Here is a 16265-nt window from a genome sequence, read left to right on the forward strand (position 1 = left end):
AGCTGGTTTTTTTATCTCGTATGGATACAATCGGGACAACGCCCGTATATTTCAAATTTGTGGCCGGATATATCGTACCCCTTTAAGTTCTCATTAATGGTATCCATTGGACACGTCTCAATCTCTTTAGTTTTTCCACAGTCCAGGCAAATAAAATGGTGGTGATGATGATCGCCTGAGCAGGTAAACCGGAAGTGCTTTTCCCCAGATAGTTCGGTCATCTCCAAAATTTCCATGTTAACAAACAGGGCTAAATTCCGATATATCGTATCAAAACTTAGGCCCGGGTAATCATCCTTTAATTGATCGAAAACGTCTTTGGCGGTTAAATATTTATCGCTGACGGCAAACAATTGAAGCATATCTTCCCTTTTTCCAGTCTGCTTAAAACCGTGATCCTTTAAATGTTGGATGGCTTCATGAACGTTCACCTGGCAAAGCCTCCTCTAAGCTGTATTGTTTTGCCTTAACTTTTCGAATGATAATGGTAAAAATTAAAATAAGGACAGCCAGCATGACAATGGTACCGCCAGGAGCAAGATCCACATAATAAGAAATGATGAGCCCTCCCAATACGGAGATTTCCCCAAACAGAATCGAATAAAAAATCGTTTGCTTAAATCCTTTGGCTATCCGAATACTTGCGGCAACTGGCAGAGTCATTAACGATGATACGAGTAAAATCCCGACAATTCTCATCGATGCAGCAATCACTAAAGCGACCATTACAATAAAGATAAAATGGATGGATTTTGCAGCAATACCTGAAGCTTTTGCATATTCTTCATCAAAAGATAAAATAAATAATTCTTTAAAAAGCAGCCGGATTAACACAATAACCACTATGCTGATAATCAGGATGACAAATAAATCCGTACGGCTTACGGCTGAAACACTGCCAAATAAATAACTGAATAGGTCCGTATTAAAGCCGTTTGCCAGTGAAATAAAAATAACACTCAGTCCAATGCCTCCGGACATAATAATGGGGATCGCCAGCTCCTGATACGACTTATAGACCTCTCTAAGTTTTTCTATGAACAAAGAACCCCCGACTGAAAAAACCATCCCCATATAAATCGGGTTTAAACCGGTTAACGCGGCAACATTACTTTCCAACAACAAGCTGGCAGCAATACCTGCAAGTGTGACATGGCTAAGTGCGTCCGCTATTAAAGATAACCTCCGGACGACGATAAAAACTCCCAACAACGGGGCGATAATTCCAATTAATATCCCTGTCAGAAAGGCATTCTGTAAAAACTCATAATGAAACAACCCTGCAATCATTTTATCGCCCCCTGTACTCGTGTTGATGAGTAAGTAATTGCACATCATGGCCATACAGTTTGGACATATCATCCATTTTCAACTGCTCAAACTCCTCTGTATCACCATGAAAATGCAAATGTTTGTTTAAACAAGCAACGTGGGATACTTTATCGGAAACCGTTCCTATGTCGTGGGTGACTAACATTAAGGTAATTCCGCGGTTTTTATTTAGTTGGTCCAGCATTTGATAAAAAGTATTTACATTTTCCGCATCTACTCCAACAGTTGGTTCATCCAGGATAAGCAACTGTGGCTCACTTACTAAAGCTCTTGCGATAAATACACGCTGCTGCTGGCCACCTGACAGTTCGCCAATATTCCGGTTTTTAAACTGCTTCATGCCAACTGCCTCTAATGCATCTAAAACCTTGCCGACATGTTCCTTTTTAAACGACCGGAACATTCCGATGCGTTTTGTTAACCCACTGGCAGCCACCTCAAATACGGTAGCCGGAAAATCGGTATTAAACGAATTCGCTTTTTGGGAGACATAGCCGATTCTTTGCCAGTCTTTAAATTTGTTGATGTCTTGCCCAAATAATCGTATTTCCCCTCTTTGCAGCTTCAGCAATCCAAGTATTAATTTTAACAAAGTTGATTTTCCCGAACCATTCGGACCAACAATGGCTAAAAATGAACCTTTTGACACTGACAAATTAATATTTTCAAGTACTGTATCCTTATCATAGCGATAGGATAATTGTTTTATCTCGATTATCGATGACATCATTGCTCACTCGCTTTAATTTTAAGAATCATTCCGATTTAACTCAAGTAGTATACAATAGCTAAAATAAATTGTAAAGCAGGCTACACTTTTCCGCTATTCACTGCTTTGCTGTCACACTCTTTCCCTGCCTTCATACATTAGCATGGAGGAGTGATACCGTTGAACATATTTGAAAATATCATCAATCATAAGATTAATACCATCACTGCGGAAGAGCTATTAAAGTATGCCGATCAGTTTAATATAACAGTAACCCGAAAGCAGGCAGTGAAAATTGTCGAATACTTAAAAGGTAAAAAAATCAATCTATTTGATGATGCCGAGCGTGCTCGATTAATCCGGGAAATTGCCAAAGCAGCCGGCCCTGAAACAGCACGGGAAGTGAATAAGTTATTCAATGGTTTAGTTAAAAAATAGTTAAAAGCTGTGCAGATGGCACAGCTTTTAACTTATGGCATGAAAGTAACTTTGAGACCAGAAAATTACTGGTCCTGCATGATTTTATTTAACAGATCTTCGTCAAACTCCTGATGGCGCAGCATGGCAATTTCATGTTTGTACGGCGGCATCTTATTATTTTTATCTTCTCCGACAAACGGTGTTTCCAAGATTTTCGGAATATCCATTAACTGGGGATGATGCACGACGTAATTTAATGCTTTAAATCCAATATGGCCAAAGCCGATATTTTCATGCCGGTCCTTCCGCGCCCCCAAAACATTTTTACTGTCGTTAATATGAAGCACCTTCAGCTTTTCTAAGCCGATGATTTTATCAAACTCATTTAATACCCCATCAAAATCCTCGATTACATTGTATCCAGCATCATGGGTATGACAGGTGTCGAAACAAACCGAAAGCTTGTCATTATGGTCAACCCCATCAATAATCATCGCCAGTTCCTCAAACGCCTTGCCGCACTCTGAGCCTTTTCCGGCCATTGTTTCCAAGGCAATTTGAACTTGTTCCTTGCCTGTCAGCACTTCGTTTAAACCTTCAATGATTTTCTTTATTCCTGCTTCTGTCCCCGCACCTACATGGGCACCAGGATGCAGCACAATTTGCTTGGCACCGATTGCTTCTGTTCTCTCAATCTCCGTGCGAAGAAACCGTACTCCCAGTTCAAAGGTATCCGGATTAGTTGTATTTCCAATATTGATGATATAAGGGGCATGGACGACGATTTCCTCAATCCCATGTTCCTCCATGTGCTTTCTGCCCGCTTCAATATTCAGATCTTCGATTTTTTTCCTTCTTGTGTTTTGTGGCGCCCCTGTGTAAATCATAAACGTATTTGACCCATAAGCAACTGCTTCCTGGCTGGCAGCCAATAGCATGTCTTTGCCGCTCATGGATACATGCGAACCGATTTTAAGCATGTGTTTCCTCCCCATTTCCTGATTATTTCTTTTTCGCCTTCAGTCTTCTTTGTCTTTTTTTAATTTTATCAATTTCCGCTTGCTGTTTCTTTTTATAGCCCGGCTTGACCTGTTTCGGCTTCTTGGTTATCGCCTTAATCAAATGGTCCTCCTGCTCTTCGGGTTTTTTCCGTGTCTTTCTTCGATTGCGCTCCTCCAGCTCGATAAATTCACCATTTTTCAAATCGACATTTTTAAAGGTGATCCCCATTTTTTCAAGGCGGTTTAACGCATCCTCGTCAGATAAATCATAGACAGTCAGGGCAGTTCCTTTGCTTCCTGCACGTGCTGTCCGTCCAACTCTATGGACATAAAAATCCAGGTCGGAAGGAAGCTCATAGTTAATCACATGGCTGACGCCCTCAATATCAATACCTCTTGAAGCCAAGTCCGTTGCCACAATATATTGAAATTCCAAATCCTGAATCTGCTTCATCATCTTTTTCCGTTCACGCGGGGACAAGTCACCATGGACCCTGCCAACTTTTAATCCTTTTTCATTTAAATAATCGGCCACTTCTTCTGCCATTTTTTTTGTATTGGTAAAAACAATCGCCAAATAAGGGTTGCAGGCGATTAACGCCTCGCGGACGAGTTCCTTTTTATTGCGATGGCGCGACGGAATTAAATAATGTTCCAACAGCTCGGCTGTTTTTTGTTTTGGCTCAATATGAATCGTTTTGGGATTTTCCATATATTTTTTTAGGAATGGTTTAAGCTTTTCCGGAATGGTTGCTGAAAAAACAAGCATTTGCAGTTGTTCCGGCATCCTCGCTGCCACCCGGTCAACGTCTTCAATGAATCCCATGTCAAGCATCATATCTGCTTCGTCAATTACTAGCATCGTCCCAGTATGGACAAACAAAGCTTGCTCTTGGACCAGGTCATATATTCTTCCCGGTGTTCCCACGACAATATGGGGCTGGACCTTCAATTTATCGATGGTCCGTTGCTTGTCGGTACCACCGATGTAACATCTGGTCATGATGGACTTTTCCGGATGGCAATATTCTGTCACCTTTAGTATTTGCTGGTAGATTTGGGAGGCCAGCTCCCTTGTTGGTGCTGTAATAACCGCTTGAACCTCTTGCCGGTCAGGATTAATTCCTTCTAGAATCGGCAATGCATACGCCATTGTTTTTCCGGTTCCCGTCTGTGACTGGCCAATGGCGCTTTCACCCTTTAAGACTAGTGGTATCATCTGTTCCTGAATCTCTGTTGGCTGAAAAAAAACCATGTGATTCAATGCTTCGTAAATAAACGGCTGGAATTTGAAACGTTCAAATTTATTTTCTATCATATTATTCTCCTTTTAATCCTGGTCCTTTTGAAATATCGTTTTGGGGGATTCCGATATTAATTCCATCCTGTAATTATAGTAAAGTTCTTGATAAATCTCCAGTAACAATCTCTATTCATCATCTTTTACTCCAATCACACGGTTTAAACCTAAATTTAATTTCTGTTTTGTGCAGAATACCTAAACCAAAACAGGATAAAAGCATATTGTAAACCATAAAGATAGAAGTCGATTACAGCATTTTTGCCAAGTGGTTTCCTTATTTTCCTGGGAAGGATGGCAATTACGAGAAAGCAATGCTGAATGAAATAGAACCGAAGAAAGGAGGGGAAAGAGTGCAGCCAAGACAAATGTTTCCAATGCAGGTCGGTATGCGGCCAGGTCCTTTTGGCGGGAATGGTCCAATGAGGCAGCCAGGCCAACCCATGTTTATGGGGGGAAATCCGATGATGGGCCAAGGCCCAAGCGGTTTTCCCGGAAGGAATCCAATGATGCGGCCAACTGCCGGTCCTATGGGCGGTATGATGGGAGGCAGGCAGCCTGGAATGGGCGGTGGTGGATTCTTATCACGTCTGCTCGGCAGGGGGAATCCCATGAGGGGCGCCGGCAATGTAATGGGGATGCAAGGTGCCGGCAGAGCAGCGGGAGGCGGATTACTGCAATCCTTATCAAATCCCAGTGGACTTGCTGGAATACTGAACAACACGCAACAAGTATTAAAAACCGCACAGACAATCACCCCGATGATTCAACAGTACGGACCTCTAGTTAAGAATTTGCCTGCATTATGGAAGCTGTATCGGGGTCTCAAAAACGCTCCGGACGCGGAAGAAAAAACCAATGACGACAATCAAATGGCAAGTACCGAATCACAAGAGGAAAGTTCAAGAAGAAGCAGTAGAAGTCCAAGAAATTCAAAAGACAAGGGAACAGAAAAAAACTCTCCACAGAAAACGTCCCAGCCAACCAGGGAAGCAAGAAAACCAAAAGGCACTTCTGTACCGAAAATGTATATTTGATCAGGCTGACAAAGGTCAGCTTTTTTATTTTTAGCTCTTTTAAACGATATTGGTAATTTTTTTCTCTCTGCTGATTGGAGCGGAAGGTGCGAAGACTCCCGCGAAAATACGGGAGCTGGTGGACCTACAGGCGCATTTTAAGCCGAGGAGACTTACCGGCACGCCCTAAGGTCCGCAAAGCGCCTGAAGTGTGAATCAACAGCCAAAATTAACAGAGCCTTTATTTTAAACAACTTACAGGAAAAATGTATCTTTGTATTATTTTTAAGAGTTTTATATAATGGGTACATAGTCTATTAAATAGTGACCTGTTTAGGAGGACTCATTAATGAATGTGATAAAAATCTCACCGCGTGGATACTGCTATGGGGTAGTTGATGCGATGGTGATTGCAAGGAATGCGGCGTTAGATAAATCATTGCCCCGGCCAATCTACATTTTGGGGATGATTGTTCATAATAAACATGTTACCGATGCGTTTGCTGAGGAAGGCATTATTACACTTGACGGCAAGAACCGTAAAGAGATCCTTGAAAAAGTTGATAAAGGGACTGTCATTTTTACGGCACATGGCATTTCTCCGGAAGTAAGGGAACTTGCCAAACAGAAGAGCTTGGTTGCCATTGATGCAACTTGCCCAGACGTAACGAAAACCCATGTCTTGATTGAGGAGAAGTCCAGGCAGGGGTACCACACCATTTATATTGGCAAAAAGGGGCATCCAGAACCTGAAGGGGCCCTAGGTGTTGCTCCTGGGATGGTCCATCTTGTTGAAAAACCAAGTGATGTGGAAGCCCTCGATTTGGAGTATGATAAACTAATCGTAACCAATCAGACCACGATGAGCCAATGGGATGTGTCTGATACCATGGAAAAGGTAAAAGAAAAATATCCCCAGGCGGAAGTATTTAATGAAATCTGCCATGCTACCCAAATCCGTCAAGAGGCTGTTGCCCAGCAAGCAGGGCAAGCGGATGTCACGATTGTCGTCGGTGACCCGAAAAGTAACAATTCCAATCGCCTGGCGCAAGTTTCTGAAGAAATTGCCGGCACAAAGGCGTACCGGATTGCTGATGTTTCCGAGTTGCAGCTAGATTGGATTATGAACGCAAAAACGGTGGCTGTTACAGCCGGGGCTTCCACCCCAACACCAATTACAAAAGAAGTAATAACTTTCCTAGAGCAATTTGACTCGAATGACGAGGCAACATGGGAACGACAGAAAAAGGTTCCATTAGTAAAAATTTTACCAAAGGTTAAAAAAAGCAATTAAAAAAAGCCGGTCCACGACCGGCTTTTTTTATTGCCTATTTCACCTTTTTAAATAAACTGAAATGGATCCGTATTAACTGCTGAAGGGAATATTTCTACTTGGTACCCCGCCGCTTGGCACATTTTTTGCAAGGTTTGTGTCAGACCTCTTTTCATGACCTTCTCCACATTATGACCGGGGTCGATCATGTTTAATCCCTGCATCATGGCGTCGTGGGCTGTGTGATAGTAAATATCCCCTGTGACATAGACATCGGCCCCGCTAAACTTTGCCTGAGCATAATATTTATTGCCGTCACCACCTAAAACCGCGACTTTTTTTATCTTCGCATTAAGATCCCCTATTACGCGAACCCTTTCTACCTCAAGAGCCGTTTTGACCTTTTCCGCAAACTCCCCTAAAGTCATTTCCGGGACCTTGCCAATTCTTCCAAGCCCGAGGACTTCCCCTTTGTTTTCAAGTGGGTATAAATCATAGGCCACTTCTTCATATGGATGGGCTTTAATCATTGCGGTGACCGTCTTCTTAATAAGCGGCTCGGGGACGATCGTTTCAATTCTCACTTCATCCACAGCTTCAATTTTTCCTTGTTTCCCAATGTAAGGATTGGTGTCTTCACCCGGTAAAAATCTGCCAGTCCCATCAGAAGAAAACGAGCAATGGCTGTACTGGCCAATAAAACCGGCACCTGCCTCGCCCAATGCCCTTCTAATGTCGTCAGCATGGCTTTCCGGAACAAATACTGCCAATTTCTTGAGTTTTGCGTCAAAAGTAGGTACCAACACTTGGGGTTCCTCTATTCCCAAAGCTTCGGCAAGCCAATCATTGACGCCTCCCTTGGCCACGTCCAGATTGGTATGAGCGGCATAAACAGCAATATCATGCTTAAGTAATTTTTCAATCATCCGTCCCTGAACCGTATCCGTGTTAATATTTTTTAAAGGCCGGAAAATCGGAGGGTGATGGGCAATGATGAGCTGAACTTTGTTTTCGATTGCCTCGTCAATGACATTCTCGAGAACATCAAGAGCAATCATCACGCGTTCGATTTTTTTATTCAGCCGTCCGATTTGCAGCCCAATTTTATCTCCCTCCATAGCAAGTCCTTTGGGGGAAAATTGCTCAAATAATTGGATCAGTTCGTGTCCGTTAGGCGTTTTCATCTTTTAATGCCTCCTCAACCAATTGGTTTTTCCGCTCCAATTCTTGCGCTTTTTTCATCGTTTCTTCTGTTTGAGCAGCCTGGTCGATCTGCCCCAAGATCCTCTGCCAATTACGGATCTCTCCTGTCCACTTTTTTCTGAATGCAGACGATGGATTCTTTAGCAAATACGGCCCCATTAAAAGACCTACTTCCTTATTTTCGCGGTAGGGCCGCAGTGGATCCCCTTTTTCTGCTACAAGTATTTCGTAGATTTTCCCATCTTCCTCAAGGATCTCCTCTTCGATAAGTTCCCACTTATTTTCCAGAAGCCATTTACGGATGATCTCAGCACTAATATTGGGCTGTAATATCATCCTCGTGACCGAATCCAGCTTATCTTTGCCCTTTTCTAAAATACTTGCTATCAGGGCACCTCCCATGCCAGCAATCGTAATACAATCAACTTCCCCGGGCGAAATTACCTCCAAACCGTCGCCCATGCGCACAGAGATGGTATCTGAAAGGCCTTCAGCCAATACATTTCTTTGGGCTGATTGAAATGGGCCTTCAACGACCTCCCCGGCGACTGCAAAGGGAATTCCCTTTGTCTTAGCCAAATAACACGGCAAATAGGCATGGTCAGAGCCAATATCCGCCATTCTTGCACCGCTCGGAACATATGTTGCCACAGCCTCCAAGCGAGCTGATAATTTATCCGAATTCAAAACAAACACCACACTTTGATTATGTATAGTTACATAGTATAAAAAAAGGCCCTTCAATGCAAAGGACCTTTCTTTGTATTACTTTAATTTCATTAACCAATCGGCCATCATGTCGGCCTGCTCCGCCTTAACTTGGTTAGGCGGCATGTTGCCTCTACCTTTTGTAATAACTTGTTTGATTTCATCCTTGGATAACCTGTCGCCAACACCTTTTAATGAAGGACCCATTCCCCCTTGATATTGGTCCCCGTGACAGGCAATACAGGTAGACTTATAAATATCCTCTGGCTTTGAGGCTGCTACTTCTGTTTTTTCGTTACCTTCGTCACCTTTGGCGAGTTCCTTCGAATCGCCTACGCCTTTGAACGATAGAATAAACATAAGTCCAATCCCAAAAACCATAATCAGAATAAATGGAACTACCGGATTTCGCTTCATCTTACAACCTCCCTTATGTACGCACTAACAATATTAAATAAAACGTCTACAAACAACTATTATTTTACTTGAAAAATCACAGAAGGAAAAGCCCTAAACTTATTTTATCACTATAATCTTCAGAATAAATCAAAAAGAGGCTGAATCATCTCATTCAGCCCCTTTTATTTTGGAAAAATGTTAATAAATTTCGACTTTGAGCTTTGTCAAGCTCAGGACGCTTGCGCTTTTCTTGGTTAACACCCGATTAATCTTGAAATGACCATCCTCTGCACTTCCGATGTGCCCTCGCCAATTTCCAAAAGCTTTGCATCACGCATCATTCGCTCTACATGGTATTCCTTCATATACCCGTATCCCCCATGGATCTGTACCGCCTGATTCGTTACTTCCATGCAAATTTCGGATGCATACAGTTTGCACATAGCCGCTTCTTTGGAAAACGGCCGGCCCTGGTCTTTTAACCATGCCGCTTTATATACCATATTTCGGGCTAGCTCAATTTTCACCGCCATATCGGCCAATTTAAACTGAATGGCCTGAAACGAGGAAATCGAACGGCCAAATTGCTTTCTCTGCTTGGCATAAGCCAACGCCTTTTCAAAAGCCCCTTGGGCAATCCCAACAGCCATGGCTCCAATGCCGATCCTTCCCCCATCGAGGGTGACTAGAAATTGTTTAAACCCTGCTCCCCGCCTTCCAAGGATATTACCGACAGGGACCCTTACATTTTCCAAAACCAGTTCTGTTGTATTAGAGGAGTGCAGTCCCATTTTTTCGTATTGAGCAAGAACGGTAAACCCTTTAGCATCCGTAGGAACAATAATAGCGCTAATCTCTTTCTTCCCCTCCGCTTCCCCGGTAATGGCCGTGAGTGCCAAATATTTCGCATGGCTAGCATTGGTTATAAAGCACTTATTTCCGTTGATGACGAATTCATCATCCTCTTGTGATGCAGTGGTTTTCGTTCCACCGGCATCAGAACCAGCATTGGGTTCGGTCAGCCCGAACGAACCAAATGACTCCCCTAGGCAGATAGGGGTCAAATATTTCTGTTTTTGTTCCTCAGTCCCGAATAAATAAATCGGTGCACCGCCCAAGGAGATGTGTGCAGAGTAGGTTATCCCCGTGGAGGCACATACCCTGCTCAATTCCTCGGTCACAATGGCAAAACTAACCGTATCGGCTCCTCCCCCTCCATATTTCTCAGGAAAAGGCAGCCCCATCATCCCTAGTGCTGCTAGTTTTTTAAAAATATCCAAAGGAAATTCCTTGGTTCGATCACGTACAAGTACCCCAGGTGCAACCACTTCTTCCGCAAACTCCCGCATGGTTTGTTTAATCATTTGCTGTTCAGATGATAGATCAAAATTCACTTTTAATCTCCCCCCATTACCTGAATGCGTTTACATTCTATTATATTCAATACAAAGATTTTCTCAATAATTATAAATTTTTCAATTATTGTGTATTAGCTGGGGATAATTTTATTTGGGATAAAGACAATAAAAAAAGCCATTTAACAGCGATGTAGACTTTTGGTTCCCCCTATTTTAATTTCTGGGATAGTAATTTTTTGTAAAATAAATTACTCTACTCCATTCCCCTATTTGCAAAGTGAGAGACAATTCAGTAAAATAAAGGAAAATATAGGTTTCTAATTTTAGAAGGCTTTGTTAAATTTGGCTGTTGATTGCAACGAAAGAAGTTCAACGACCCGCGGGTGTGCCGGAGAGCCTCTCCTGCCCCATACCACGCAGGAGTCGAGATTATCCGCTCCAATCATCAGCGATTAAAAATCAACATTATCGTTTTACAAAGCCCATTAGAAGACAAAAAAAAGTTTACTCCGAATTACGAAGTAAACTATTGAATGTTGATTTTATTCCAAAAAGTCCTTTAGGCGCTTGCTACGGCTAGGATGACGCAATTTCCGCAATGCTTTTGCTTCAATTTGGCGAATCCGTTCGCGGGTAACACCAAACACCTTGCCAACCTCTTCGAGAGTCCGTGTCCTGCCATCATCCAAGCCAAAACGGAGGCGAAGAACATTTTCTTCACGGTCAGTGAGTGTATCAAGCACATCCTCAAGCTGTTCTTTTAACAACTCATAGGCCGCATGCTCTGATGGGGAAGTAGCGTCCTGGTCCTCAATGAAATCGCCAAGATGTGAATCATCTTCCTCACCGATTGGTGTTTCGAGAGATACCGGCTCTTGAGCAATTTTGAGAATTTCCCGAACTTTATCTGGTGTTAAATCCATGTCTTCTGCGATTTCCTCCGGTGTTGGTTCACGTCCCAAATCTTGAAGCAATTGCCGTTGAACTCGGATTAGTTTATTAATCGTCTCAACCATATGAACCGGAATCCGAATTGTCCTTGCTTGGTCAGCAATCGCGCGTGTAATTGCTTGGCGAATCCACCATGTCGCATAGGTACTGAACTTGAATCCTTTGCGGTAGTCAAACTTCTCAACGGCTTTGATTAGACCCATATTTCCTTCCTGAATCAAGTCAAGGAACAACATTCCACGGCCTACATAACGTTTTGCAATACTAACAACTAGACGGAGGTTAGCTTCAGCCAGACGCCGCTTTGCTTCCTCATCACCTTGCTCTATTCGATGAGCTAAACTGATTTCCTCTTCAGCAGAAAGCAAGTCAACTCGGCCAATTTCTTTTAAATACATACGAACTGGGTCATTAATCTTAACTCCAGGCGGAACACTAAGATCATTTAAATCAAACTCATCTTCGTCCCCTTTTTCAATTTCATTCAGACTTGGGTCGTCTTCATCGTCATCATCGTCATCATCTGAATCGCCAACTAATTCGATTCCCTGATCACCAAGATATTCATAAAATTCGTCCATTTGCTCAGACTCTAATTCAAAATTAGCCATCTTTTCGGCAATATCGTCATAGGCAAGAACGCCGACTTTTTTCCCCATTTCTGTCAATTGATCTTTTACCTGTTCAAGGGTCAATTCATTTTCGACCTCATTAGCGCGGGCTGATTTTTCAGCAGCCATAAGGGAGTTCCCTCCTTCCAAAAATCAAAAACACTAAAATCTATAATGACTTGCGCAAGGCAAGAATTTCTTTTCCTAAAGCCACAGCTTTTGGTATATTGCTCTGGCGCTCGGCTTCCTTTTGTTCAGCTTCTTTTTCTTTTATCTTTAACATTTTTTTATGTTTCAACACTTGCTTGATATAATCTGATAATTCTTGATTACCCAATTCATCATTAATTTCCATCATTTCGATATCGGCAACCATTCTTCTAAGATTTTCATCTTGGATATAGGATAAAAATGCGCTTGTATCTGGTTCCAAGTGATCTTCGTAAAATCCTATCAGATAAGTTATGATGGCTTGATGCTCATCGACGTTAAATGTATTTCCTTGTAATAGGTCCTGAACTTTATAAATCGCCTCAGGATTTTTCATCATGTGAGCAATTAAGCATCTTTCCGCTTTATAATAAGCGGGCTTAAGCTCACTCACCTGTTTTTGGATGATAAACGGCTTTGGGTTGACAGGCGCAGCTCCCGCTGACGCTTTCTTTTCCGCAAAATAAATTTGTTTTTGCTGCTGTTTTAAAGCATCCAATGAGAGTGAAAATTCGGATGCAAGCTGCCGCAGGTAGTGGTCCTTTTCGACCACTTTGGATAGCTTGTTAATTTCTTGCATTATTTCTTCTATATATGAAAGTCTATCTCCTTCATTGTTGAGATTTTTCCCTCTTCGATAATAAAGAAATTTAAATCCCATCCAAGTATGGCTTGCCCCAATCACTTCATTGCGAAACTTCTCCGGACCATACGTTTTTATATACTCATCAGGATCAAGGCCGTCCGGCATTAGCGCTACTTTTAGTTGAAATCCCGCATCGGTAAGCAGATTTCCCGCACGGAAAGCTGCTTCAATTCCGGCATTATCGGAATCATAACAAATGGTGACCGAATCCGCATTCCTGCGCAACAGGGCGATATGATCATCCGTTAATGCAGTCCCCATAGTGGCAATTCCATTTTCGACGCCCGCCCGATCTGCGGCAATCACATCCGCAAACCCCTCAAATAAAACGGCTTGGTTCAATTTTTTTATACTTATTTTGGCCTGATGAAAATTGTATAAAGTTTGACTTTTATGAAATATTGCCGTTTCGGGACTATTTAAATATTTGGGCTCCCCGGCCCCCAGTGATCTCCCTGAAAAAGCAATGGTATTCCCATTACGGTCAAAAATAGGGAACATGATCCGATCTCTGAATCGGTCGAAATATGTTCCATCCTTTTCACGTTTGATAATGAGTCCGGCTTTTTCCATCCATTCGGGCGGGTAATCTCTTTTAGAAAGAAACTTCACCACAAAGTCCCATGAATTTAAGGAATAACCTATTTGGAATTTATCAATAGACTCATGAGTAAAACCTCTTTCTAAAAGATATTCTAAAGCATGCTGACCTTCCTTTGTATTAATGAGCAGATGATGGTAAAATTTACGCAAGAGCTCATGCGCATCCAGCATGGATTGAATCTCTTTAGAAACTTTTCTTTCTTTATGAACGGAAGAAAGGTTCAAATCAAGGTCAATATTTACTTTGTCCGCCAGTTTAACGGCTGCTTCTTGGAATGAAATTCCTTCGATGTCCATCAAAAAAGAAAAAACATTACCTCCGGCCCCACACCCAAAGCAATGATAAATTTGCTTATCCGGTGACACCGAAAACGATGGGGAATTTTCTCCATGGAAAGGACATAATCCGAAGTAATTTCGTCCCTGTTTTTTAAGCTGTACATAATCACCAATGATTTCGACGATATCAACAGCCTGACGAACCTGGTCAATTTTTTCTTCGGCAATACGATCTGCCATGAAAACATCTCCATTGTATTACTTTATTACAAGTATTCGATACCTCATCAGTTAATCCCTGCAAAATTCGACAAAATTTTTGTTAATTCTGTCACAAACCTAATTCGGTCTTTCATTTGAAATGGTTTTGGCCCTTTTCCGTACTCTCCCCTTCTTCTGGCTTTAGCATGAAGGAACCGCACCGCATTTCCAAAGCAGTCTGCATTTTGTCTTCATCGTATAAGGAACCTTTTGGCGACAACACATGAACCCCCTTTGGCAGTAAGGTGGCAGCAAGACCAATATCCTGTGTAATTACAATGTCTCCACTGCGGGCTTGATTCATGATAAATAAATCCGCAGCTTCTTTTCCCGCATCAACATACTTCCAACTAGCGTATGTAATTACCTCTCTCATATGATGGTCGTAGGAAGCGACAAATTGAACAGGAATGGAATAACCTGAAGCAATTTCGACAATCTCCGCTTTAACTGGACAGGAATCTGCATCAACATAAATTGTCTGACTGCCATTTTCCTCTGTATTAATTCTACATCACTCCGCATATTCCTTCTTTAATTGATTAAATTTATAAAGTACAACTGCTTAAATGAACTCGCTGTCCTTAGCGAAAGGAAAACTCGCCTGGGGGCGAGGTCCTTAAGAATCATACGTTTTGGGCTTTATTGCCCATTAAGAATCACGGTTAGCAGAAGGAGGTTATGTCGAATTTTTTTTTGTGGGTTCCCTTGACATCTCACAATAAATAGTTTATTCCTTCATCAGAAAGTCTAAACCTATAAAGTGTGGATTTTTATCACAATTTTTTATTATAGTCGATATAATATCATTTCGCCATAACTTTTTTATTTTTTTTGTGACTTTTTTGAATAAGGCTTTGTTAAACTTGGCTGTTGATTGCAGCAAAAGAAGCTCAGCGAACGCTCTGGCGTGCCTTGGAGCCTCCTAGGCGTTAGTAGCGCCTGCGGGGGGGGGCTGCCTAGCTCCGTACTCCCGTAGAAGTCGAGCTTAACCGCTCCGATCAACAGCGTGAAGATCGCCATTATCGTATAACAGATTCTTTCCTTAAAGAAGGATGACCACTAAAGCGCAAACCTGCTCATCTCCTACCATGAGTGCAAGCCGATCGGGCAGTGGCTTGCAATAGTCCGGGCAGGTTCTCGCCTTTTGTGTGTCATCCTCTTGGTTTTGTTTTTTGGGAATAATTTAAAATAACATTTGCCGTTTCTTCAACTGCTTTATTCGTCACATCAATTACAGGACAATTAATTTTATTCACGATCTTTTCAAAAAAGTCCAGTTCTTCTTTAATGCGATTAATATTGGCATAGCTGGCTTGGTCATTGAGCCCAAGAGAAATCAACCGCTCGCGTCTAATATCATTTAATTTCTCAGGACTGATCTTTAATCCGAAACATTTTTCCTTTGGAACAGTGAATAGTTCCTCGGGAGGATCCACCTCGGGGACAATCGGCACGTTAGCCACCTTCAAACGCTTGTGAGCCAGGTATTGTGATAGCGGCGTTTTGGATGTTCTGGAGACCCCAATCAAAATGATATCTGCCTTCAAAATCCCGCGTGGGTCTCGGCCGTCATCATATTTAACCGCAAATTCAATCGCCTCAATTTTTTTAAAATAATCCTCGTCCAGTTTGCGGACAAGTCCCGGCTCAAATAAAGGCGTCTTGCCGCTATAGCCTTGAACCTGGTCGATGATTGGCCCGATTAAATCAACTGCCATAATGTCGAGTTTTTCAGCCGCCTCTTTCATGTATGCACGCATATCAGGTTTAACCAGCGTGAAAGCAATCATGCCATGATCCATGGCAGCAAGTGATAAAACTTCATCGATATGTTCATTGTCCTCTACATAAGGAAATCTTTTTAAAGTCATTCCCGATCCATTAAACTGGCTAATGGCGGCTTTGGTCATTAATTCCGCTGTTTCCCCTACCGAATCTGATACCACATAAATGACATGTGAACTCATTGGTGCCCCATCATC

General features: G+C 42.2%; 16 protein-coding genes. 3 read left to right on the forward strand and 13 right to left on the reverse strand.

Annotated elements, in window-relative coordinates; translation table 11 throughout:
* Positions 1-11 precede the first annotated feature (11 nt).
* From ACY8D0_RS19965 to ACY8D0_RS19975, 3 genes are read right to left on the reverse strand one after another with little or no spacing between them, the layout of a single operon-like run.
* On the reverse strand, positions 12-431 hold the full coding sequence (locus ACY8D0_RS19965) for a zinc uptake transcriptional repressor Zur (protein ID WP_462412237.1): 420 nt from the start codon (positions 429-431) through the stop codon (positions 12-14).
* On the reverse strand, positions 418-1290 hold the full coding sequence (locus ACY8D0_RS19970) for a metal ABC transporter permease (RefSeq protein WP_462412238.1): 873 nt from the start codon (positions 1288-1290) through the stop codon (positions 418-420). The genes ACY8D0_RS19965 and ACY8D0_RS19970 overlap by 14 nt, the downstream gene beginning before the upstream one ends.
* A gap of 1 nt (position 1291) precedes the next feature.
* On the reverse strand, positions 1292-2059 hold the full coding sequence (locus tag ACY8D0_RS19975) for a metal ABC transporter ATP-binding protein (protein ID WP_462412523.1): 768 nt from the start codon (positions 2057-2059) through the stop codon (positions 1292-1294).
* A 162-nt stretch (positions 2060-2221) separates the two neighbouring features.
* Between ACY8D0_RS19975 and ACY8D0_RS19980 the strand changes: the two genes are divergently transcribed.
* Positions 2222-2479: a DUF2624 domain-containing protein gene (locus ACY8D0_RS19980; RefSeq protein ID WP_462412239.1), complete on the forward strand. Its 258-nt coding sequence runs from the start codon at positions 2222-2224 to the stop codon at positions 2477-2479.
* Between the two features lie 65 nt (positions 2480-2544).
* Here ACY8D0_RS19980 and ACY8D0_RS19985 read toward each other — a convergent pair whose 3' ends face one another.
* A complete protein-coding gene (locus ACY8D0_RS19985; RefSeq protein WP_462412240.1) occupies positions 2545-3441 on the reverse strand; it encodes a deoxyribonuclease IV in 897 nt (298 codons plus the stop codon).
* A gap of 22 nt (positions 3442-3463) precedes the next feature.
* Positions 3464-4780 carry a DEAD/DEAH box helicase gene (locus ACY8D0_RS19990; RefSeq protein ID WP_462412241.1) on the reverse strand — a complete coding sequence of 439 codons (1317 nt, stop codon included), beginning with the start codon at positions 4778-4780 and terminating at the stop codon, positions 3464-3466.
* Positions 4781-5115: 335 nt separating this feature from the next.
* On the opposite strand from ACY8D0_RS19990, the gene vrrA reads away from it, so the two are divergent.
* Complete coding sequence (gene vrrA, locus ACY8D0_RS19995; protein ID WP_462412242.1) at positions 5116-5799, forward strand: VrrA/YqfQ family protein; 684 nt, start codon at positions 5116-5118, stop codon at positions 5797-5799.
* A gap of 328 nt (positions 5800-6127) precedes the next feature.
* Positions 6128-7072 (forward strand): 4-hydroxy-3-methylbut-2-enyl diphosphate reductase, encoded by a 945-nt coding sequence (locus ACY8D0_RS20000; RefSeq protein WP_462412243.1) that lies wholly within the window; start codon positions 6128-6130, stop codon positions 7070-7072.
* 47 nt (positions 7073-7119) lie between these two features.
* Here the strand turns inward: ACY8D0_RS20000 and ACY8D0_RS20005 are convergent, their stop codons facing one another.
* From ACY8D0_RS20005 to ACY8D0_RS20040, 8 genes are all read right to left on the reverse strand, one after another.
* On the reverse strand, positions 7120-8235 hold the full coding sequence (locus ACY8D0_RS20005) for a Nif3-like dinuclear metal center hexameric protein (RefSeq protein ID WP_462412244.1): 1116 nt from the start codon (positions 8233-8235) through the stop codon (positions 7120-7122).
* Positions 8222-8941 (reverse strand): tRNA (adenine(22)-N(1))-methyltransferase, encoded by a 720-nt coding sequence (locus tag ACY8D0_RS20010; RefSeq protein ID WP_462412245.1) that lies wholly within the window; start codon positions 8939-8941, stop codon positions 8222-8224. Before ACY8D0_RS20010 ends, ACY8D0_RS20005 begins: the two co-directional genes overlap by 14 nt.
* 78 nt (positions 8942-9019) lie before the next feature.
* Positions 9020-9379 (reverse strand): cytochrome c550, encoded by a 360-nt coding sequence (gene cccA / locus ACY8D0_RS20015; RefSeq protein WP_462412246.1) that lies wholly within the window; start codon positions 9377-9379, stop codon positions 9020-9022.
* A gap of 236 nt (positions 9380-9615) precedes the next feature.
* Positions 9616-10755 carry an acyl-CoA dehydrogenase family protein gene (locus ACY8D0_RS20020; RefSeq protein WP_462412247.1) on the reverse strand — a complete coding sequence of 380 codons (1140 nt, stop codon included), beginning with the start codon at positions 10753-10755 and terminating at the stop codon, positions 9616-9618.
* A gap of 506 nt (positions 10756-11261) precedes the next feature.
* Positions 11262-12410 (reverse strand): RNA polymerase sigma factor RpoD, encoded by a 1149-nt coding sequence (gene rpoD / locus ACY8D0_RS20025; RefSeq protein WP_462412248.1) that lies wholly within the window; start codon positions 12408-12410, stop codon positions 11262-11264.
* Positions 12411-12450: 40 nt separating this feature from the next.
* The gene (gene dnaG, locus ACY8D0_RS20030) at positions 12451-14259 is read right to left on the reverse strand and encodes a DNA primase (protein ID WP_462412249.1); all 1809 of its coding nucleotides are present in this window, start codon (positions 14257-14259) and stop codon (positions 12451-12453) included.
* 112 nt (positions 14260-14371) lie between these two features.
* Positions 14372-14788, reverse strand: coding sequence for a YaiI/YqxD family protein (locus ACY8D0_RS20035; RefSeq protein WP_462412524.1), 417 nt, complete (start codon positions 14786-14788; stop codon positions 14372-14374).
* 646 nt (positions 14789-15434) lie between these two features.
* The gene (locus ACY8D0_RS20040; protein WP_462412250.1) at positions 15435-16250 is read right to left on the reverse strand and encodes a pyruvate, water dikinase regulatory protein; all 816 of its coding nucleotides are present in this window, start codon (positions 16248-16250) and stop codon (positions 15435-15437) included.
* Positions 16251-16265: the final 15 nt, after the last annotated feature.

It is taken from the genome of Neobacillus camarae, from assembly GCF_054950115.1.

What these genes read in the sequence shown, in the direction of transcription:
- ACY8D0_RS19970 (WP_462412238.1), bottom strand. Translation starts at nt 1,290, where the DNA reads ATGATTGCAGGGTTGTTTCATTATGAGTTTTTACAGAATGCCTTTCTG.
- ACY8D0_RS19975 (WP_462412523.1), bottom strand. Translation starts at nt 2,059, where the DNA reads ATGTCATCGATAATCGAGATAAAACAATTATCCTATCGCTATGATAAG.
- ACY8D0_RS19985 (WP_462412240.1), bottom strand. Translation starts at nt 3,441, where the DNA reads ATGCTTAAAATCGGTTCGCATGTATCCATGAGCGGCAAAGACATGCTA.
- ACY8D0_RS19990 (WP_462412241.1), bottom strand. Translation starts at nt 4,780, where the DNA reads ATGATAGAAAATAAATTTGAACGTTTCAAATTCCAGCCGTTTATTTAC.
- ACY8D0_RS20000 (WP_462412243.1), top strand. Translation starts at nt 6,128, where the DNA reads ATGAATGTGATAAAAATCTCACCGCGTGGATACTGCTATGGGGTAGTT.
- ACY8D0_RS20005 (WP_462412244.1), bottom strand. Translation starts at nt 8,235, where the DNA reads ATGAAAACGCCTAACGGACACGAACTGATCCAATTATTTGAGCAATTT.
- cccA (WP_462412246.1), bottom strand. Translation starts at nt 9,379, where the DNA reads ATGAAGCGAAATCCGGTAGTTCCATTTATTCTGATTATGGTTTTTGGG.
- rpoD (WP_462412248.1), bottom strand. Translation starts at nt 12,410, where the DNA reads ATGGCTGCTGAAAAATCAGCCCGCGCTAATGAGGTCGAAAATGAATTG.
- dnaG (WP_462412249.1), bottom strand. Translation starts at nt 14,259, where the DNA reads ATGGCAGATCGTATTGCCGAAGAAAAAATTGACCAGGTTCGTCAGGCT.
- ACY8D0_RS20040 (WP_462412250.1), bottom strand. Translation starts at nt 16,250, where the DNA reads ATGAGTTCACATGTCATTTATGTGGTATCAGATTCGGTAGGGGAAACA.